The sequence below is a fragment of the Methylomonas rosea genome (assembly GCF_024505055.1).
Lineage (GTDB): Bacteria > Pseudomonadota > Gammaproteobacteria > Methylococcales > Methylomonadaceae > Methylomonas > Methylomonas rosea.
In genome coordinates this window covers 1-20,192 of the sequence record NZ_JANIBL010000012.1, presented here as the reverse complement: position 1 = coordinate 20,192, position 20,192 = coordinate 1, and the positions used below count along the sequence as shown (strand labels likewise).

Sequence of the window (20,192 nt, the reverse complement as noted above, 5' to 3'; positions counted from 1 at the left end):
GCCAGAATTAATTTAAAAAACCTAATGCCCATGGTCAATGACGACGAACAACAGTTTTTAAACAAGCTCGATAAAAAACTCTGGACCAGCGCCGACAAGCTGCGCTCCACGCTGGATGCCGCGCAATACAAACACACGGTACTGGGCTTGATCTTTTTAAAATACGTCAGCGACTCGTTTGATATTCGCCGCGCCGAGCTAACCGAGCAATTTAAAAACCCGGACCACGAATACTACCTGGACCCCGCCGACTTTGGCGGCGAGGACAGCCCCGACTACCAAGCCGAAATCAACGCCGAGCTCGAACAACGCGACTACTATGCCGAAACCAACGTGTTTTGGGTGCCGAAAGTGGCGCGCTGGGAGTTTTTGCAAAACCAGAACAAAGTGGTGATTAACAGTGTGATTTGGCTGAGCAAAGCCGGTGACGTGCTGACTCAAGCGCCGGAAGACGACGCCGAAAAACGCCTGTGCACCCGCATCAGCTCGGTCGGGCAGTTAATCGACCATGCGCTGGAAGCCATCGAACAAGACAACGCCAAACTCAAAGGCATTCTCAACAAACGCTATACCAGTCTGCAAATCGACCCCGCTAAACTGGGCGAGCTGATTGACTTAATCGCCACCATCCCATTCAAACACGCCAGCCTCAGCAGCAAAGACATCCTCGGCCATGTCTACGAATATTTTCTCGGCCAGTTTGCTCTGGCTGAAGGCAAAAAAGGCGGGCAGTTCTACACGCCCAAATCCATTGTCAGCCTGATTGTGCAAATGCTGGAACCGTTTAAAGGCCGCGTCTACGACCCGGCGATGGGCAGCGGCGGCTTTTTTGTGCAATCGGAAAGCTTTATCCGCGAGCATCAAGGCCGAATTGGGGATGTGTCGATTTATGGTCAGGAATACAACCACACTACTTGGCAACTGGCCGCGATGAACATGGTGATTCGCGGCATCGATTTTAACTTTCGCTGCGAGGCCCGGAAAGCAAAGCGCTAGCGAGCGAAGGCCGAGTAGTCCCTGGAAGCCGTAGCGCCGGGCGGTTTTTCGAGTAGAAAAACTGCAAGGCCTCGCGAAACGGCGTCGAGTCATGCGAGAGCCAAGGCTTTGAACCCCTTGCTGGGTCAAAGCCGAGGTGATGCGGACGGCCAGGGCCGCCGCAGGCAATCACCGTGACGGTGGAGTCCCGATTTTCGTCCCATGGATGGGCGAAAATCTTTACGGACGGAAGCCGTCACTCGCTGAGGCAAAGAACCCGCCAACACCTACACCAACGACCAACACCCCGATTTACGCGCCGATTTTGTGATGGCCAATCCGCCGTTCAACATGCGCGAGTGGGATACCGGCGTCAGCGACGACGACCCGCGCTGGGTGTATGGCAAACCGCCCAGCGGCAACGCCAACTTTGCTTGGCTGCAACACATGCTTTACCACCTGGCGCCCAACGGCAGCATGGGTTTATTGCTGGCCAACGGCTCCATGAGTTCCAACACCAATAACGAAGGCGAAATCCGCAAAGCGCTGATCGAAAACGACTTGGTGGAATGCATGGTCGCCTTGCCCGGCCAATTGTTCACCAACACCCAAATCCCCGCCTGCATCTGGTTTTTAACCAAAAACAAAGGCCCGCGCATCGCTGCCAGCGGCAGAGCCTTGCGCGACCGCAAAGGCGAAATCCTGTTTATCGATGCCCGCAATCTGGGTTACATGAAAGACCGCGTATTGCGCGACTTCACCCAAGACGATTTAAACAAAGTCGCCGAGACTTACCACAACTGGCAAACCAATCTCCCTCTCCCTATGGGAGAGGGCCGGGGTGAGGGCGAACATAAAAAACCACCCACACCGCCCAAACTCCTGGAATTCGCCAAAGCACTCAGAAAAAACCAAACCGATGCCGAGCAACTCATTTGGCAATTGCTGCGCAATCGCCAAATCGCCGATGCCAAATTCAGGCGCCAACACCCGATCGGCAACTACATTGCTGATTTTTATTGCCATGAACAGAAATTGGTCATTGAACTGGATGGGGGGCAACATTTAAGCGAGCAGGGATTAAAAAAAGATGCGCAGCGCACACAGTATCTTGAGCAGCAAGGTATTCGGGTGTTGCGCTTTGATAATCGGCAGGTGTTGACTGAGACGGAGGCGGTGTTGGAGGTGATTTATCGGGCGCTCACCCCCACCCTCACCCAAACCCTCTCCCGGGGGGAGAGGGCTTCTTCTGGTACATCTCTTGGGGTTGGGGCTTATTCGGACATCCCCGCCTTCTGTAAATCCGCCACGCTGGCCGAAATCCAGAAACACGATTATGTGCTCACTCCAGGCCGTTATGTCGGCGCGGCGGATGTTGAAGATGATGGTGAAGCGTTTGCCGAGAAAATGGCGCGTTTGACCGCACAGCTTAAAAGTCAGTTTGAGCAGAGTGACAAGCTGGAAGCTGAGATTAAAAAGAACTTGGCGGGGTTGGGTTATGAGTTCTGATTGGCCGCTAATATCCATCGATGAAATAAAAGCTGACAGTAAATCGGCCATAGCAATTGGGCCATTTGGTTCAAATATGAAAAGTGATTGCTATGTCAATGAAGGAGTTCCTGTTATTCGTGGCACAAATATTACTGGTGGACCAACGTTTCAAGGTGAATTTGTTTATATAACCCAAGAATTAGCAGATAAGCTTAAATCAAGTAACGTTAATCAGTACGACCTTGTTTTTCCTCATAGAGGATCAATAGGTGAGGTTGGAATAATTTTAGATGACACGCGCTATGTAATCTCGTCCAGCTTGATGAAACTCACTTGTGATCGTTCTAAAGTTTCCCCTAAATTTCTATATTATTTTTTCAAAAGTAGTTTAGGCCGTCACGAGCTATTGAAGAATGCATCTCAAGTTGGAACGCCAGGGATTGGACAGCCATTAGCATCTCTGAAAAGTATTGAGCTTAAATTACCTCCATTAGAGATTCAAAATAAAATCGAAGCAATTTTGACTTCTCTTGATGAAAAAATCGAACTCAACCGCCAAACTAACCAAACTCTGGAACAAATCGCCCAAGCCATTTTTAAAAGCTGGTTTGTCGATTTTGAGCCGGTGAAAGCCAAAGTCGCCGCTTTAAGTTGGGCTGGGGTGAGGGGCCAAGAACTCGCCGAACAAGCAGCCATCTGCGCCATAAGCGGCAAAACCCCGGAACAACTCGCCCAACTCGACCCGCAAACCCTGCAACAACTCAAAGCCACCGCCGCCTTATTCCCCGATGCCTTGGTAGATTCTGAGTTGGGGGAAATACCGGAGGGCTGGGCAATATCAAAAGTAGAGGAAGTATCATCAAAGATTGGTATGGGGCCATTTGGTTCTAATATAAAGGTTTCTACATTTGTAGAAGCTGGTATACCTGTGATTAGTGGTCAGCACTTAAAAAGCACTTTACTTACCGATGGTGATAATAATTTCATTACTGAAGAACATGCCGAAAAGTTAAAAAGCTCTAATGTTTTTCCAGAAGATATTATTTTCACTCATGCTGGAAATATTGGACAGGTATCTATGATTCCTAGAAGCTCAAGGTATAAAAAATATATTGTTTCTCAGCGACAATTCTTTTTGAGAGTTGATCGAAAAAAAACATCGCCATATTTTATGACGTATTTTTTTAGATCTCCGGAAGGTCAGCATCTATTACTGTCAAACGCTTCTCAGGTAGGTGTGCCTTCAATCGCAAGACCATCTTCTCATCTAAAAGCAATTGAGCTGGTTATACCGAGCTTAGAAATAACAAATGCTTTTGAATTTTTAATTTTCCCAATCCTTGAAACAATTATGAAGAACAGGGAATTAATACAAACCCTAGTATCTTTAAGAGATGGTTTGTTACCAAAACTCCTCTCCGGCGAAATTAATCTGAGCCATTTGTAATTATTCAAAGTTGGTCGGTTTTCATTTCCCCCTCACCCCAACCCTCTCCCGCGGGGAGAGGGAGTTTGCGGCGGCGCTTCCTTCGGCGGGCACGGTCCCCGACTCTCTCCCGCAGGGAGCGTGAGCTAACAATAGGGGGCGACACAGATAATCTCGAAGCTCCCTGGAATAAGGGTAAGGGTTTTGTCCCCTCTCCCTCTGGGAGAGGGTTAGGGTGAGGGTGAAGGACTTCATTGTTGGATACAATAATGTCTCATTTATGCTTATATCACCTATAATGGATACCATTATATCCATAACACTCAAAAGTCATGCGTCGATTGTTATTGTTGGATGAGGCGGAGGTGCAGCAGGCGTTTGCTGCGCATTTGCGCGGCCTGCGTGAACAGGCCAAGCTGTCGCGTGAGGCCTTGGCCGAGCGTAGCGGTGTGCCTGCGGCGACCATCAAGAAGTTTGAACGCACCGGGCAGATTGCTTTTCGGCAATTGCTGCTGCTTTGGCAATCCCTGGATGATTTGCAGCGTTTGTATGCCTTGACGCAGCCCGCAAGCAAGGGCGCGGCAATGCCCAGTTCGATTGCTGAGGTGCTGAAAGATGAATTTTAAGCCCATCCAAAAGCTGGATATTCGCCGCACCTTGTCTACTGGCGATTCGGTGGCGGTGGGGGTGCTGGCGCAAAATCGCCAGGGGGTATTTTTTCAATACGATGCCAAGTACCTTGAACGCTACGGAAACCTGTCGCCGTTTACTTTAACGCCGGATACGCAATTACAGCGGGCACCGGCTGAGCCGCATCAAGGCCTGCATGGGGTGTTTGCCGATTGCCTGCCGGATGGTTGGGGGTTGCTGTTACAAGATCGAGTGTTTAGGCAGCACGGTATTTTGGCTGCGCAAGTGACCGCGATGGACCGGCTGGCGTTTGTGGGGCAACACGGTATGGGGGCGCTGAGTTTTGAGCCGGTAGCGGATTGGCTGCCAGAAACCCGCGAGGCGATTGATTTGGCCAGTTTGGGTCTGGAGGCGCAGGCGCTGTTTGAGGGGGAAACCGAGCAAGTGCTGGCCGAGTTGGTGGCGGTAGGCAGTTCTGGTGGCGCCAGACCCAAGGCGCAACTGTTTCGATCAGCGGATCAGCCGCAGCACTGGCGGACGCGGCCCCAGCCGGGCGATGAGGCGTGGCTGGTAAAGTTCACGTCACAAAGTCTGCCCTTGGGGCATGCAGAGGGTTTATGCGAAGCGGCCTATTTGCAGTTGGCGCAGCGGGCACAGCTTGATCCGCCCGAATGGCAGTTGTTACAGGTGCCTACCCGGAGTGGACAGCGTTCCTGGTTGGCGGTAAAACGCTTTGATTGGCTGGAGCGAGCAGGGCATCAGGCCGGGCGTTATCATTTACACAGCGCTTGCGGTTTGTTGGATGCCGATTTTCGCAACCCCAGCCTGGATTATGCCGATTTGATTAAGGCCAGCCGCCAGTTGTGCAAATCGCCTGTACTGGGGCAACGGCAATTTCGGCGGGCCTTGTTTAATTTATTTGCCTGTAATCAGGACGATCACAGTAAAAACTGGGCCTTTTTGCAGGATGACAGCGACGCTTGGCGTTTGGCACCGTTTTATGATGTGACCTTTAGTCCGCATCCGTATGGCGAACATGCCACGGCATTTGCGGGTTACGGGAAAAATCCTCCGCTGAGCGCCGTGCAGGCGCTGGCCCGCCATGCTGGATTTGCCAACTGGAAACGGGCGCAGCAAGCGATTGCGGAAGTCGTCGAGACGGTTGCCGGTTTTGCGGAGGCTGCCAGGGCGCTGGAGGTTGACAAGCAAACGATAACGTTGATTGCCCGGCAATTAAACGCGGTTTGGCAAGCCAATAAGGCTTTGCTGGCCTCTTGAAACGGATGCGCTGCAAGGACAGTACATGATCTCGGAAGACCAACTGGAACAACTCTGCCTGAATTGGTTTCAAACCATAGGCTACAGCTATGTGAACGGTTATGACCTTGCACCCGATGGCGACCATCCGGAGCGTGTCGATTACCGGCAAGTGGTGTTGTTTGAGCGCTTGCTCAGCCAGCTGCAAAAAATCAATCCGCATATTCCGCTCGAAGTGTTAGAGCGCGTTTCACAGCAAATCGCCAAACCGGAATCGCCGGTGTTAATCAAAAGCAATCATGTGTTTCATCGCCTGTTATTAGAGGGTGTGAAGGTTGATTTTAAAATCGACGGCGAGGAAAAAACCGATTATGTGGCGCTGCTGGATTTTGCCACGCTCAGCAATAACCAGTTCTTGGTGGTGAATCAATACACGCTAGCCGGCAGCAAGGGCCATCGCCGCCCGGATGTGGTGGTGTTTGTGAATGGCTTGCCGCTGGCGGTGTTGGAACTGAAGAATCCGGCAGACCCCAACGCGGATATTTGGGCGGCTTATCAGCAGTTGCAAACTTATAAGGATGAAATCAGCGATTTGTTTATTTTTAACGAGGTATTGGTCGTTAGCGATGGTTTGCATGCGCGGGTGGGTTCGCTGACGGCTAACAAAGAACGATTTTTGCCGTGGCGCACCCTGGCAAATGAAGACGACAAGCCGCTGTTTGAATATCGCCTGGAAACTTTGGTGAAGGGCTTTTTTCAGCCGGAGTTGTTTTTAGATTATCTGCATTACTTTATTTTGTTCGAGCAGGACGACGGCCAGCTGATTAAAAAGATTGCCGGTTATCATCAATTTCATGCGGTGCGCGAGGCGGTAATAGCCACGGTCATTGCCGCGCAACAGCTAGGCGACCGTTCAGCCGAGCCCCGCGCCGATTATGCGCAGCGGGTGATGCCGGGTTCGGGGAAAGCGGGGGTGGTGTGGCATACACAGGGTTCGGGCAAGTCGATTTCGATGGTGTGTTATGCCAGCAAGTTATTGGCGCAACCGGAGATGAATAACCCGACCATCGTGGTGGTGACCGATAGAAACGATCTGGACGGCCAGTTGTTTAATACCTTTAGTATGGCAGTCGAAACGTTGAAACAAACCCCGGTGCAGGCCGGTGACCGCGATGATTTGCGCGAGATGTTGGCCGCGCGCCAAGCGGGCGGGATTATTTTTACCACCATCCAAAAATTTGCCTTGCTGGCCGATGAAACCAGTCATCCGGTATTGAGCAATCGCCATAATATCGTGGTGATCAGCGACGAAGCCCACCGCAGCCAGTACGGCGATAAAGCCAAATTAAATGCCAAAGGCCAATATACCTTTGGCTATTCCAAGCACTTGCGCGATGCCTTGCCCAGCGCCAGTTTTATTGGTTTTACCGGCACGCCGATTGCCGCGCAAGATAAAGACACGCGGGCGGTGTTTGGCGATTATGTGTCGATTTACGATATTCAAGACGCGGTGGATGATGGCGCGACGGTGCCGATTTATTATGAATCGCGCCTGGCCAAGCTGGACATCAACACGGCGGATATCGAAGCTTTGAATGCGGAAGTGGATGAAGTCATCGAAGACGAAGAAGACATCGCCAGCCGCGAAAATACCAAATCCAAATGGGCGGCCTTGGAAAAGCTGGTGGGTAGTGCGCCGCGCGTGGAACAGGTGGCTAAGGATTTGGTGAGTCATTTTGCAACCCGCGTTGCCAGTATGCCGGGCAAAGCCATGATTGTGTGTATGAGCCGGGATATTTGTGTCGAGCTATACAACGCCATTGTGGCGCTGAAGCCGGAATGGCAGGATGCCGACCCCAACAAGGGTGCGATTAAAATTGTGATGACCGGTTCGGCCTCCGACCATGCCCAGCTACAGCCGCATATTTACAGCAAAACCACCAAAAAGCTGTTTGAAAAACGCTTTAAAGACGCTGGCGACCCGCTGCAATTGGTGATTGTCCGCGATATGTGGCTGACGGGGTTTGATGCGCCGTGCTGCCATACCATGTACATCGACAAGCCGATGAAAGGCCATAACTTGATGCAAGCCATTGCGCGGGTGAATCGGGTATTTAAAGACAAGCCCGGCGGCTTGGTGGTGGACTACATCGGCATCGCCAGCGAGTTAAAGCAGGCGCTGAAAACCTACACCGACTCCAAAGGCAAAGGCGCGCCCACACTGGATACCCATGAGGCCTATGCGCTGCTACTGGAAAAACTGGATATTGTGCAAGGCATGATGCAGGGCTTTGATTACAGTGCTTTTGCCTCCCAGGCTTTGCAGTTGTTGCCCGGCGCGATGAATCATATTTTAAGTTTGCAAGGCCGTAATGGTGAGCTAGACGGTAAGAAGCGCTTTTTGGATGTGATGACGGCGTTGAGCAGTGCCTATACCTTGTGCTCGACGCTGGACGAAGTCGAGCCGCTGAAAAAGGAAATCGCGTTTTTCAGTGCGGTCAAAGCGGCGATTAGCAAATTTACCACGGTGGATAAACGCCGCAGCGATGAAGAGAAAAACTCGGCGCTGAAGCAAATCATCGATAACGCGATTGTCGCCGATGGCGTGGACGATATTTTTAGCTTGGTGGGATTGGACAAGCCGAATATTGGCTTGCTGTCGCCCGAGTTTATGGATGATGTCGCAAAGCTGAAGGAAAAAAATCTGGCGGTGGATTTGTTGGAGCGCTTGCTGCGCGATGAAGTGAAAGCCCGCATGAAAACCGATGTGGTCTCCGAGAAAAAATATTCCGAGCGTATTCTGGAATCATTGCGCAAATACCATAACCGCGCCATCGAAACCGCGCAGGTAATCGAAGAGCTGATTGCCATCGCCAAAGACATGCAGGTGGATTTGGCGCAAGCTGAAAAACTGGGTTTAAATCCCGACGAAATCGCCTTTTACCGGGCCTTGATTCAAAATGAATCGGCGGTGCGGGAGTTGGGTGATAACAACCTGCGCGAACTGGCCAAATACATTACCGAGCAATTGCGCAACAGCACCACCGTCGATTGGGCCAAACGCGATAGTGTGCGGGCCAGATTGCGGAATCTGGTCAGACGAGCTTTACGGCGCTGGAAGTATCCGCCCGATAAAGCCGATGAAGCGGTGGAGCTGTGTTTAAAACAAGCCGAGGTACTAAGCGAAGCTTGGAGTGCGGGCTAATGAGACACCGAACGTACTGTGATTTTATTGATAATAGCATCGTAATAAATCGATGGCTTAGATTGATATTTATTTTAAATAGTTAGCGCATAGTTTAAGCCTCCCACTCCCCAAAATAAAAAGGCCCCAATGACCTTAGCGGGGCTTTTTTATTGCCTGTTACTATGTGTTCGTGCGCGGTGTTTTGGTCTTGTGGATTTCGGTATCAGGCGCTAGTCAACTCGCTCTCGATTTTCGAGTCAACTTGGTGCGGATTTTTGTGAACTCCGACAGTAAGTTCGTCCTTTTGGTGCATTTTGTCGCTATTTTGCTTAGGAGGCGTTGAGCAATATTGCTGGCGAGAAAATTGCTGACAATTGGCATGTCTCAACTGAAGGCCCATCACAATGTCCGTATCGCTGATTAACTCGTTTCTCGGTCGCTTCAAGCTAAAAAGTAAGTTTGCGCTGATATTTACACTGATTGTTTTGGCCGGCGTGCTGACTTTAGTCATGCTCGCCGATGCGGGTTTGTCGCTATCCGGGGCGCAATGGTTGGCGATCGGCTCGGCTAATCTGGTTTGGACAGTGGCGTTGTTAGCGCTTTATTCCTCCTTAGCAGCGGGGATTGAGACTCTGATCGGCGCACATAGACAGTTACAGCATGGCAACTTCGATATGCGGCTAAGGGTTGCCGGCCAGGATGAGCTATCGCAGTTATATGGTGGATTTAACGAAGCGGCGAGAGCGTTGGGTCGGCGTATGAGCGATGTGCACGCCTCCATTCAAGAAGTGACTTATGCGGCCGACCAACTCAACCAGGGCGCCGGATTCGTTGCCGAAAAACTCGATAACCAGCGGGAAAGAACCACGATGATGGCGGCGGCCATCGAACAGATGTCGGCCAGTATCATGGGTGTGGCGGGGCAATGCCGGGATGCCGAAAAAATATCGTCGACCACTCAGCAGCTTTCCCGGCAAGGCCATCGCGCCATCGAAAGCTTTATCGCCGATATGAACGCGCTGTTTGGCGAAATTCAGGATCTGGCTCAGCTGATGCGGAATCTGGAATTGCATTCCCAGCAGGTCGCCAGTATCTCGGAAGTGATTAAAGCCATTTCCGATCAGACCAATCTTCTGGCTTTGAATGCCGCGATAGAAGCCGCGCGAGCCGGGGAATACGGTCGCGGTTTTGCCGTGGTGGCCGACGAAGTACGTTCGCTGGCGCAACGGGTGCGACAATCGGCCGAGGAAATAACCGGCACCACCGAAGCCGTCAGGGAAAAAATTTATCTGGCCGTGCAGTCCATCGCCGCCACTCGGGATCAAACGGAACAAGGCATTAACAAAGCCTTCGAGGTTGAGCAATCGCTGGCCGAGATACGACAGTATGCGGATCAAGCCTTAAATAACGTAACGATGATAGCAACCAGCGCCGAACAACAAACCCAGGTAAGCCGGGAAATCGGCCGCAACATCGAGACGATCGCTCACAGCGTCGAACAAAACAGCAACGCGGCCCAGGAGTCGGCGGAAATAGCCAGGCATTTGGCTAAATTGGCACAAATCGTCGCCCATTAAGCAAATATAAGAGGAACTTCCATGCCCGATTTCGTTTCGCTATTGTTATTCTTGGTTGCGTTGTTTGCCTGCGCGACAGCGTATCTGCTCTATAAAAAACGCCAGACGCGCCTTAACCATTTGCTTGGGCAATTGCATAGTCTGGAAATCACCGGCGGCTTGAAAAAATTATTGACGCAGATACAGCAACATCGCGGCATGGCGAGCGCTTATTTGAACGGCGACCTAAGTTTCAAATACAAGATCGCGGCACTGCAATCCGACATCGATCGGCAGTTCGATCAGCTTTCGGGCCAGTTCAAGCGCTTGCCTGAATCGTTGCAGTCGTGCGCCGACATTCGCGATGTCTGGAAGCAGCTGCACCCTTGCGTGCTGCATCTGAGCAAGGAAGACAGTTTTGAACGGCACTGCTTATTGATAGGCGCCGTTCTCAACTTGATCAGGGATACCGCGGAGCACAGTCAATTACATCGGGAAAGTATTTGTCCGTATAGCTTTATAGAAATTCTATGGCATCTGTTGCCGGATACCGCGGAGGCGATAGGTCAGGCGCGTGCCATTGGCACCGGTGTGGCGGCTGCCGGCCGCTGCCGGATCACCGACAGGATCAAGCTGGGTTTTCTGATCACGCGCATCCGTCAGGCCGTCGAACGGGTTGAAGCCGGCATGGGCAACGCTAAAATCGCCATGGTCGCCGATAACGGCTTTCAGCAAGCTTCGGCGGCGGTTCATGTTCACATCGCCCATCTGATTAGCCATATCGAGCAAAAACTGCTGACCGCGGATAAGCCGGCGATCGATCCCGCCGCTTTCTTCGAAACGGCCACCGGGACATTAAACAGTGTTTTTTCCCTTTATGATCAGGGAGAAGTGATTACAAACCATACCTTGCAAAACCAACTTTCAAGCGCCAGACGCAATAGCAAGCAATCGTTCGCCATGATGTTGGCAAGCTTGGTGTTTTTAGCGGCTTCGTTGGTTTTGAAGCATGGGGTTTCTTGACTGACTGGGCCAAGACCCATGCTATCGGTGGCGGCAATTTAGGCTTGTGGGAGGCTGTAGAATAAATTGAGGTGTATTAATTCGAACTTGCTTGGTGAGTATTAAAGAGTTTTGCGCATTTTCTCAGGCAAACAATCTTGGCAAAGATAGGTGTCGGCGCGATGGGCTAAGCCGTGTAGGCTAGGCAAACCCCGCTTGTTGCGCTATGGTTAGCCCCGGTTCCGCTGGCCAGAATAACTTTGTACGGCGGATAGGACTAAATAGTGCTAAGCAATTTCAGTCGTCGCTAACCTAAACATTCAAGTGCATTCCTTTCCAATCTAATGGCTCAACCGCCCGAAAGAACCCGAGCCAAGTGCCTGTGCATAGACATTGAAACCGCCCGTCAGGATAGTTTAAAGCTGCGGGAGATTGGCGCATATCGGCCGGATACCGATGCGCGCTTGCGTATATCCGGCAAAGCTGCCGATTTGCGGCAAAAGCTGGATCAAATCAGTGAAGGCGCGGCGTTTGTGTTGGGGCATAACGTGATTGCCTTTGATCAGCCGGCCTTATCGGTATTACATCCGGATTTGGCGCTGCTCCGCTTGCCCCTGGTCGATACGCTGGAATTGTCGCCGGTGGCTTTTCCGCAAAATCCTTATCACCGCTTGGTGAAGGACTACAAACTCTGCACGACCACCCGTAACGATCCGGTCCGCGACGCGGAACTGGCTTACGAGTTGTTTCTGGATCAGGCCGAGGCGTTGCGGCAGCGGGTGATTGAGCAGCCCGACGAAGCCTTGTGCCTACATTTTTTATTGACGCCGGAAAACGGTAAGGGTGTGGCGAATTTTTTTGCCAGCTTGCGCGCGGCGTTGCGGCCTAGCTTGAATGACGTGCAAGCAGCCTGGCAACGGGCTACCGAGGGTAAGGCTTGCCGCGCCGGGCAGCAACAAATCGTTAATCACTATTTGCCCGATCCGGTTTGGCATAAGTCTTTGGCTTATGTGCTGGCCTGGCTGAGGGTGGCGGGCGGCAACTCGGTGTTGCCGCCCTGGGTGAGTTTGTCCTTCCCGAAAACCCGGGAGCTAATCGCGACCCTGCGCGATGTACCTTGCGGCGATGCCGAATGCGTTTGGTGCCGGGAGCAGCACGACTTGTCGCAACTGCTGCCGCGCTATTTTCCGGGCATCACGCAATTCCGACCGACGCCGACTACCGAGGACAGCAGGTCCTTGCAGCAAGTCATCGTCGAACACTGCTTCTCCGGCACGCCGACCCTGGCGATTCTGCCGACCGGCGGCGGCAAGTCCTTGTGTTATCAAATGCCGGCGCTGGCGCGTTTTTATCGCAACGGCAGCCTGACCGTGATCATCTCGCCGCTACAATCCCTGATGAAGGATCAGGTCGATAACCTGGAAGCACGCGGTATTACTTGTGCCGGTTACATCAACAGTCTGCTGAATCCGTTGGAACGGCAGGTGATGCTGGATAAGTTGCGGCTGGGCGATTTGGGTTTGATCTTTGTCGCGCCGGAACAATTTCGCGGCAGCGCGTTTGCCAAGGCTTTGCAGCATCGGGAAGTCGGGGCCTGGGTGTTCGACGAAGCGCACTGTTTATCCAAATGGGGGCACGATTTTCGCCCGGATTATTTATACGTGTCGCGCTTTATCAAGACCCGGCAAAAGGACAAACCGTCGCCGGTGTTTTGTTTTACCGCTACCGCCAAACCGGACGTGGTGCAAGACATTGTCGAGCATTTTCGTAAGCGCTTAGGCTTTACGCTGACCTGTTTGACTGGCGGCGTCAGTCGCGAAAACCTGCTGTATGAAGTGCATGCGGTGCCGGCCCAAGCCAAATATCCTGAAGTGCTGCGCTTGCTGGAGCAAAGCTTGCGCGACGCCGGCGGCGCCATCGTGTTTTGTGCCCGGCAGAAGACTGTGGAAGAAATGGCCGAATTTTTGAAACAGGCAGGTCTGGATTGCGGTTATTTCCACGGCGGTATGCAGCCCGAACAAAAACGCCAGGTGCAGGAAGCCTTTATCGCCGGCGAGCTGCGGGTGATCGCCGCCACCAATGCTTTTGGCATGGGCGTGGATAAGGCCGACGTGCGGCTGGTGATTCATTTGGATACGCCGGGTTCGCTGGAAAACTATTTGCAGGAAGCGGGCCGGGCCGGCCGCGATCAAGACCCGGCGCGTTGTGTGTTGCTGTATGACGATGCCGATCTGGACGTGCAGTTTCGCTTGCTGCGCAATTCCAAGCTGACACAACATGACATATCCGCGATTTTAAAAGCCTTGCGAGGCATTGAGCGCAAGGATCGCAGCGAAGGTTCGGTGGTGGTCACCAGCGGCGAAATCCTGCTCGAAATTCCGGACAAGCACGGCATCGACCCCGACGTCGCCGATGCCGACACCAAGGTCCGCATCGCGGTGGCCTGGCTGGAAGAAGCGCGTTTGTTGGAGCGCCAGGAAAATCACACCCGGGTGTTTCCGGGCAGTTTGCAGGTTGCCAGTATCGAGGAAGCTCAGGTTTTGCTGCAGAAAAAGCTCGGGCCGAATACGAACATTGAGCCTTATATCGCATTGTTGTCGCAGTTGTTTTACAGCGAAGACGACGAAGGTATTAGCACCGACGACTTGATGCTGGCCACCGGCCGCAACTCTCACGAAGTGCAGAGCATGTTGCGGGAGCTGGACCGCTTTAAACTGGTGTCCAACGATACTGAGATCGGCGTAACGCTGTACCGCGATCCCGACACGGCGGATAGGTTGGAAGACTTACGCAAACTGGAAGACGCCTTGATAGCTAGTCTGCGCGAGGCCGCGCCGGATGCGGATCGCGAGGAGTGGCAGATTCTGAATGTGCGGCGGCTGTGCGACACCTTGCGCCGCGAGGCCGGCGTGGAACTGACGCCGGATAAATTGACCCGCTTGATGAAATCGTTTGCCGAAGCCTTTGGCGATGGCACCGGTCTGCGCGGTTTTTTTGCGTTACGTCCGGCCGGTCAGGATAACCGCTATCTTAAATTGCTGCGCAGCTGGCAGAAGATTGATGACATCCGCAGCAAGCGCATGCGGCTGGCTCAGGCCTTGCTGAATTATTTTCTAGCAAAGCGCCAGGGCAATAATCTGCTGGTCACCTGTAAGCAAGGTGATTTGGAAGCGGCTTTGCAAACCGATTTGACCTTGCAGGATCTGGAGGTGCGCGACTGGAATGTGGCCTTGGCGGCGGCGCTGATTTATCTGGACAGCAACGAAGTATTGCATCTGGCGCGCGGCAAGGCGGTGTTTCGCGCGGCGATGAGCATTCAACTGAATGCCGAAGCCCGGCGCCGGCAGTTTAAAAAATCCGATTACACCGAGCTGGCTTTACATTACAAGGACAAGATCATCCAGGTGCATGTGATGGCGGAATATGCCCGGCTGGCGTTGGGCAAAATTCAGGCGGCGATGGCGTTTATCGTCGATTACTTTGGCATGGACAGGCACGAATTCGTGCGCCGCTATTTTGCCGGCCGCCAGGATATTCTGGAAATGGCCACCACCGAAGCCGCGCATCGGCGCATTCTCACCGATCTGCAAAATCCCGAGCAACAAGCCATCGTCGCCGCGCCGCCGGAAGGTAGCCAATTGGTGCTGGCCGGCCCAGGTTCCGGCAAAACCAAGATCATCGTGCATCGGGTAGCCTGGTTGCTGCGCGAGTGCATGGTGTTGCCGGAAGACATTATGGTGTTGAGTTATAACCGTTCGGCGGCGGTTGAAATCCGCAAACGCTTGTGGGCATTGATCGGTGCCGACGCCGCAGGCGTCACCGTGCAAACTCTGCACGGCTTGGCAATGCGCTTGACCGGCACCAGTTACGCAGTGGCCGTCGAGCATGGTGAGTCGGTCGATTTTTCGGCGGTGATCAAAAATGCCACCGCGCTGTTAAAACAAGCCGAGCAGGGCGACGAGCTGGGACCGGGCATCCAACGTGACCGTTTATTGTCCGGCTTGCGCTATTTGCTGGTGGACGAATATCAAGACATCAACGCGGAACACTACGAATTGATCAGCGCGCTGGCTGGCAGAGCTATCAACAGCGAGGAGGATAAATTGTCCTTGCTGGCCGTGGGTGATGATGATCAGAATATTTACGCGTTCGGCGGCGCGAATGTGCGTTTCATCAACCAGTTTACCGAGGACTATCAGGCCAAGACCTACTATTTGATCGAAAACTATCGCTCCACGGCGCAGATTATTCATTGCGCGAACCTTGTCATTGCGCCGGCGCGGGAGCGGATGAAAACTCAGCACGCAATCCAAATCAATTTCGCGCGCCGCGAAGCGCCGGATGGCGGCGAGTTTGCCGAACTGGATAGTTTGACTCAAGGTAGAGTGCATATCCTGGAAACGCCAGCGGCCTTGGATGGCGAAGGCCAGGTGGCGCTGGCCGAGCTGGTGCGGCTGAACAGCTTGGCAAATGCGGGGCAAGTCAGTCATTGGGGCCGCTTTGCGGTGATCGCCAGGCACTGGGATACGCTGGAACCGCTGGCGGAATTGTGCCGCTTGCAAGGCATTCCGGTGCGCTTGCTGCGCGACGATTATCTGCTGAATTTGCATGCCACTAGGGAAGGCCATAGTTTGCTGGCCTTATTGAATAAGCAAAGGCGAAAAGCCCGCAAACCACGTGTATTGCTGCGCTGGGGATCGTTGTCGCGCTGGTTTAGGCGCCGCTATCGGCAAAATGTGAATGAGCTGATCGAACATCCTTACCGAGCCATGCTGGCGCAATTCATCATTGCCGCCGAAGTCGCCGCGCCGGGTTGCCAGCAGGTGGTCAGTAACCTTGTCGATGCACTCTACGAATTCGGTTCCGTCAGCCAGTCCGGCGAAAACGATAGCCTGCATGCGCCGCTGCTGTTATTGACGGCGCACCGTGCCAAGGGTTTGGAGTTCGATCATGTCCTAATTCTGGACGGCGGCGGCTGGCAGCAAAGCAGTGACGAAGAGCGGCGGCTGTTTTATGTGGCGATGACGCGCGCCCGCAAAACGCTGACTTTGTGCGCCAAGCAGGGCGGGCGGCATGCTTTTATTAAGGATTGCGAGATGCTTTGCGTTAAAACCAAGCCGCAATATACAGTGGATTTTCGGCAATTGGGGCAACGCACATGGCTGGCCGATTTGGGGCAAGTCGTGCTTTCGTGGCCGGGATACTTCTCTGCCGATAAATCGATTCACCGCGCAATTGCCACGCTGGACGTGGGTAGCGAGTTGCTTTTGCGGACCAGAGGTGATGGACAGGCTGGTTGGGAATTAGCGGATTTAAATGGTGTTGCAGTGACCCGGATGGCGCAGGCCTTTACACCGCCAAAAGGCGAGATCGTTAAGGTGCGGGTTGCGGCGATTTCGGTTAGGCATAAAACCGCTGGCAACACCGAAAATCTGCGATGCGAGCGTTGGGAAGTGGTGTTGCCGGAAATTCTATATTTGCCGCGTGCAAACGACGGAACTGCCTAGGCTTTTCGGCGCAGATTTCGCCGCTCCCGCGCAGGCGGGAACCCAGTAAAGTTAAAACTCCGGATCCCCGCATACGCGGGGATGACGATAAATCCAGTGATTGGGAGGTTACAGACCTAGCTTTTCAGCTTAGCAATCAACATCTTGTTCACTTCGCCGGGATTGGCCTTGCCCTGGGTTTCTTTCATGATTTGCCCCACCAGCGCCATCAGCGCTTTGTCCTTCCCGGCCCGGTATTGTTCAACGGGCACGGGGTTGGCGGCGATCACTTTATCGACGATAGCCTCGATGGCGCTCATATCGGTGATTTGCACCAAGCCCTCTTTTTCGATGATCTCGTCGGCGCTGTCGCTGCCGTTCCAGAGTTTGTCGAATACCTGTTTGGCGGTTTTGCCGGAAATAGTGTTGTCGGCGATACGTTTGATCAGGCCGGCCAGACGTTCGGCGTTGACCGGGCAATCGCCGATTTCCAATCCGGCTTTATTCAATGCGCCGAGCACGTCGCCGGTCAGCCAGTTGCCGGCCAGCTTGGCTTCGCCGCCGGATTGCTTGACGACGGTTTCGTAAAAGTCGGCCAGTTCGCGGGATGACGTCAAGGTGGTGGCGCTTTCGTTATCCAGAGCGTATTGATCAATGAAGCGCTGTTTTTTGGCATCCGGCAACTCCGGCAGGGTCGCACGGATTTCGTCCTTCAAACTTTCTTCGATCAACACCGGTAACAGATCGGGGTCGGGGAAGTAACGGTAGTCGTTGGCTTCTTCCTTGCTGCGCATCGAGCGGGTTTCGTCTTTGTTGGCATCGTAAAGCCGAGTTTCCTGGACGACTTTGCCGCCGCTTTCGATGACATCGATTTGCCGCTCAATTTCGTGATTGATGGCTTTTTCGACGAACTTGAAGGAGTTGATGTTTTTGATCTCGGCGCGGGTGCCGAATTCTGCTTGGCCTTTTGGGCGCACAGAAACATTGGCGTCGCAGCGGAACGAGCCTTCCTGCATATTGCCGTCGCAGATTTCCAGATAGCGTACCAGTTCGTGCAATTTGCGCATGTAGGCTACGGCTTCCTTGGCGGAGCGCATGTCCGGTTCGGAGACGATTTCCAGTAGCGGTGTACCGGCGCGGTTCAGGTCGATACCGGTCAGACCGTGGAAGTCTTCATGCAGCGATTTGCCGGCGTCTTCTTCCAGGTGAGCGCGGGTGATGCCGATGCGTTTAGTCTCGCCATCCACTTCGATGTCCAGATGGCCGTTACCGACGATGGGCAGCTCGAATTGGCTGATCTGATAGCCTTTCGGCAAGTCTGGGTAGAAGTAATTCTTCCGGGCAAACACCGAGTGCGGGGCAATTTCCGCATCAATCGCCAAGCCGAAGGTCACGGCCTTGCGCACTGCGTCTTTATTCAACACCGGCAATACACCGGGCAAACCTAAATCCACTGCGCACGCCTGGGTGTTAGGCTCGGCGCCATAAGCGGTGGCGGCGCCGGAGAATATTTTGGACTTGGTAGACAGTTGGGTGTGAATTTCCAAGCCGATGACGGCTTCCCATTGTGAGTTCATTCGTGGTTCCTTTAAAGCTTATTCGGCAAAAACGTCGTTTAGGTCGATTTGCAGGTCGGGGAATAAATGCGGAGTGGCGACTTCGTTGCCGGGGTATAGGCCGCGCAATTGGTATTTGCCTTGCTCGTCCAGCACGAATTGTTGGACGATTTGTTCGTAGGGGAATACTAGCCAATATTCGCTGACGCCGCTTTCTTCATACAAATCGAATTTCAGTCGAACTTCTTTACGGCTATTGCCCTGGGACAAGACTTCGATGATCCAGTCCGGCGCGCCATCGCAGCCTTGCTCTGTCAGTTTGTCCTTATCGCAGATCACGCATAGGTCCGGTTGTACGACGCTAAAGGCTTCGCCATTGTTGAGCAACGATTTGCGGCGGTCGTAAAGTTTCACGTCGAAGGGGGCGATAAACGCCTCGCATGATTTGCGCTTGAAATAATTCCCCAAATGCAGAAACAGATTGCCGGAGATGCTCTGGTGCTTGCGGTTAGGCGCTGGAGACATCGCCATGATCTTGCCTTTAATCAGCTCAACTGAGTCTTCAAGCCGCCAAGTCAAATAATCAGCATAGCTGTAGACGCCATTCATATCCAGTTGCGACAATTCGGTGATCTTAGCCATGACTAATCTCCGTTATTCAAAACCTTTGGGTACTTGAAGATGCCAGTCTGTGACTTGCTGGTAGCGATGGCCGACATTCAGCAATTTCGCTTCACTAAAGTAATTGCCGATGACATGCAAGCCGACCGGTTTGGCGTCAATGAAGCCAGCCGGAATCGACATGGCCGGCAAACCGGCCAGGTTGATGGCGATTGTGTAGATGTCTTCCAGATACATCTGAATCGGATCGCTGGTTTTTTCGCCGATGCGGAAGGCGGTACTGGGCGTGACTGGGCCCATCAGCACATCGACTTCGCTCAACGCGCGCTTGAAGTCGTCACTGATCAGGCGGCGCACTTGTTGGGCTTTTAAATAATAAGCGTCGTAATAACCGGCCGATAATGCGTAAGTCCCCATCAGGATACGGCGTTTCACTTCGGCGCCGAAGGCTTCGCCGCGCGAGCGGGTATAGAGGTCGGTTAGGTCGGCAGGGTTTTGGCAGCGATAACCAAAACGCACGCCGTCGTATCGCGACAGGTTGGACGAGCATTCAGCGGAGGCGATGACGTAATAGGCGGGAATGGCCAAGTTCAGGTTGGGCATATCCACTTCTTTGACTTCTGCGCCCAGCTTTTGATACTCGGCGATGGCGGCGTGAATGGTGGCAGCCATTTGGTTGTCCAGCTCCGCGCTGAAAAACTGTTTTGGTAGGCCGATTTTCAAGCCTTGCAGACTGTCGTTCAGACCAGCGCTGTAGTCGGGTACGGCTTGATCGACGCTGGTGGAATCCTTGGGGTCGAAGCCGGCCATGGTTTGCAGCAACAAAGCAGCATCTTCGGCGCTCCGCGCCATCGGTCCGCCTTGGTCCAAACTCGAAGCGTAGGCGATCATGCCGTAACGGGACACACGGCCGTAAGTCGGCTTAAGTCCAGTGATGCCGCACAGCGCGGCCGGTTGGCGAATCGAGCCACCTGTGTCCGTGCCTGTCACCGCCGGCGCCAGGCG

The 20,192-nt window shown here is 53.2% G+C and carries 12 protein-coding genes and 1 pseudogene; 10 read left to right on the top strand and 3 right to left on the bottom strand.

Annotated elements, in window-relative coordinates:
* Window positions 1-24: 24 nt before the first annotated feature.
* The 10 genes and pseudogenes from NP589_RS05530 to NP589_RS05485 all read left to right on the top strand — a co-directional run bounded on the left by NP589_RS05530 (window position 25) and on the right by NP589_RS05485 (window position 17,031).
* A complete protein-coding gene (locus NP589_RS05530) occupies window positions 25-996 on the top strand; it encodes a class I SAM-dependent DNA methyltransferase (protein WP_256606090.1) in 972 nt (323 codons plus the stop codon).
* 270 nt (window positions 997-1,266) lie between these two features.
* Window positions 1,267-1,770 (top strand): annotated as a pseudogene (locus NP589_RS05525) (N-6 DNA methylase); the annotation flags it as partial.
* Window positions 1,771-1,800: 30 nt separating this feature from the next.
* Window positions 1,801-2,484, top strand: coding sequence for an endonuclease domain-containing protein (locus NP589_RS05520; protein WP_256606138.1), 684 nt, complete (start codon window positions 1,801-1,803; stop codon window positions 2,482-2,484).
* Window positions 2,474-3,913: a restriction endonuclease subunit S gene (locus NP589_RS05515; RefSeq protein ID WP_256606089.1), complete on the top strand. Its 1,440-nt coding sequence runs from the start codon at window positions 2,474-2,476 to the stop codon at window positions 3,911-3,913. The genes NP589_RS05520 and NP589_RS05515 overlap by 11 nt, the downstream gene beginning before the upstream one ends.
* A 311-nt stretch (window positions 3,914-4,224) precedes the next feature.
* Window positions 4,225-4,518: a helix-turn-helix domain-containing protein gene (locus NP589_RS05510; protein WP_256606088.1), complete on the top strand. Its 294-nt coding sequence runs from the start codon at window positions 4,225-4,227 to the stop codon at window positions 4,516-4,518.
* The gene (locus tag NP589_RS05505; protein WP_256606087.1) at window positions 4,508-5,800 is read left to right on the top strand and encodes a type II toxin-antitoxin system HipA family toxin; all 1,293 of its coding nucleotides are present in this window, start codon (window positions 4,508-4,510) and stop codon (window positions 5,798-5,800) included. Before NP589_RS05510 ends, NP589_RS05505 begins: the two co-directional genes overlap by 11 nt.
* Before the next feature lie 25 nt (window positions 5,801-5,825).
* The gene (locus NP589_RS05500; RefSeq protein WP_256606086.1) at window positions 5,826-8,984 is read left to right on the top strand and encodes a type I restriction endonuclease subunit R; all 3,159 of its coding nucleotides are present in this window, start codon (window positions 5,826-5,828) and stop codon (window positions 8,982-8,984) included.
* A 386-nt stretch (window positions 8,985-9,370) separates the two neighbouring features.
* Window positions 9,371-10,543 carry a methyl-accepting chemotaxis protein gene (locus NP589_RS05495; RefSeq protein ID WP_256606085.1) on the top strand — a complete coding sequence of 391 codons (1,173 nt, stop codon included), beginning with the start codon at window positions 9,371-9,373 and terminating at the stop codon, window positions 10,541-10,543.
* A 21-nt stretch (window positions 10,544-10,564) separates the two neighbouring features.
* Complete coding sequence (locus NP589_RS05490; protein ID WP_256606084.1) at window positions 10,565-11,545, top strand: nitrate- and nitrite sensing domain-containing protein; 981 nt, start codon at window positions 10,565-10,567, stop codon at window positions 11,543-11,545.
* Window positions 11,546-11,868: 323 nt separating this feature from the next.
* The gene (locus tag NP589_RS05485) at window positions 11,869-17,031 is read left to right on the top strand and encodes a RecQ family ATP-dependent DNA helicase (RefSeq protein WP_256606083.1); all 5,163 of its coding nucleotides are present in this window, start codon (window positions 11,869-11,871) and stop codon (window positions 17,029-17,031) included.
* Window positions 17,032-17,147: 116 nt separating this feature from the next.
* Here the strand turns inward: NP589_RS05485 and gatB are convergent, their stop codons facing one another.
* The 3 genes from gatB to NP589_RS05470 form a co-directional block, all read right to left on the bottom strand.
* Window positions 17,148-18,587 (bottom strand): Asp-tRNA(Asn)/Glu-tRNA(Gln) amidotransferase subunit GatB, encoded by a 1,440-nt coding sequence (gene gatB / locus NP589_RS05480; RefSeq protein ID WP_256606082.1) that lies wholly within the window; start codon window positions 18,585-18,587, stop codon window positions 17,148-17,150.
* 18 nt (window positions 18,588-18,605) lie between these two features.
* The gene (locus tag NP589_RS05475) at window positions 18,606-19,208 is read right to left on the bottom strand and encodes a Uma2 family endonuclease (RefSeq protein ID WP_256606081.1); all 603 of its coding nucleotides are present in this window, start codon (window positions 19,206-19,208) and stop codon (window positions 18,606-18,608) included.
* Between the two features lie 12 nt (window positions 19,209-19,220).
* Window positions 19,221-20,192: amidase family protein (locus tag NP589_RS05470; RefSeq protein WP_256606080.1), on the bottom strand; the 972-nt coding region annotated here is incomplete at its 5' end.

Bases quoted from the DNA above. Each gene is read 5' to 3' on its own strand.
- NP589_RS05530 (WP_256606090.1), top strand. From the start codon at position 25: ATGCCCATGGTCAATGACGACGAACAACAGTTTTTAAACAAGCTCGAT.
- NP589_RS05520 (WP_256606138.1), top strand. From the start codon at position 1,801: ATGGGAGAGGGCCGGGGTGAGGGCGAACATAAAAAACCACCCACACCG.
- NP589_RS05515 (WP_256606089.1), top strand. From the start codon at position 2,474: ATGAGTTCTGATTGGCCGCTAATATCCATCGATGAAATAAAAGCTGAC.
- NP589_RS05510 (WP_256606088.1), top strand. From the start codon at position 4,225: ATGCGTCGATTGTTATTGTTGGATGAGGCGGAGGTGCAGCAGGCGTTT.
- NP589_RS05505 (WP_256606087.1), top strand. From the start codon at position 4,508: ATGAATTTTAAGCCCATCCAAAAGCTGGATATTCGCCGCACCTTGTCT.
- NP589_RS05500 (WP_256606086.1), top strand. From the start codon at position 5,826: ATGATCTCGGAAGACCAACTGGAACAACTCTGCCTGAATTGGTTTCAA.
- NP589_RS05495 (WP_256606085.1), top strand. From the start codon at position 9,371: ATGTCCGTATCGCTGATTAACTCGTTTCTCGGTCGCTTCAAGCTAAAA.
- NP589_RS05490 (WP_256606084.1), top strand. From the start codon at position 10,565: ATGCCCGATTTCGTTTCGCTATTGTTATTCTTGGTTGCGTTGTTTGCC.
- NP589_RS05485 (WP_256606083.1), top strand. From the start codon at position 11,869: ATGGCTCAACCGCCCGAAAGAACCCGAGCCAAGTGCCTGTGCATAGAC.
- gatB (WP_256606082.1), bottom strand. From the start codon at position 18,587: ATGAACTCACAATGGGAAGCCGTCATCGGCTTGGAAATTCACACCCAA.
- NP589_RS05475 (WP_256606081.1), bottom strand. From the start codon at position 19,208: ATGGCTAAGATCACCGAATTGTCGCAACTGGATATGAATGGCGTCTAC.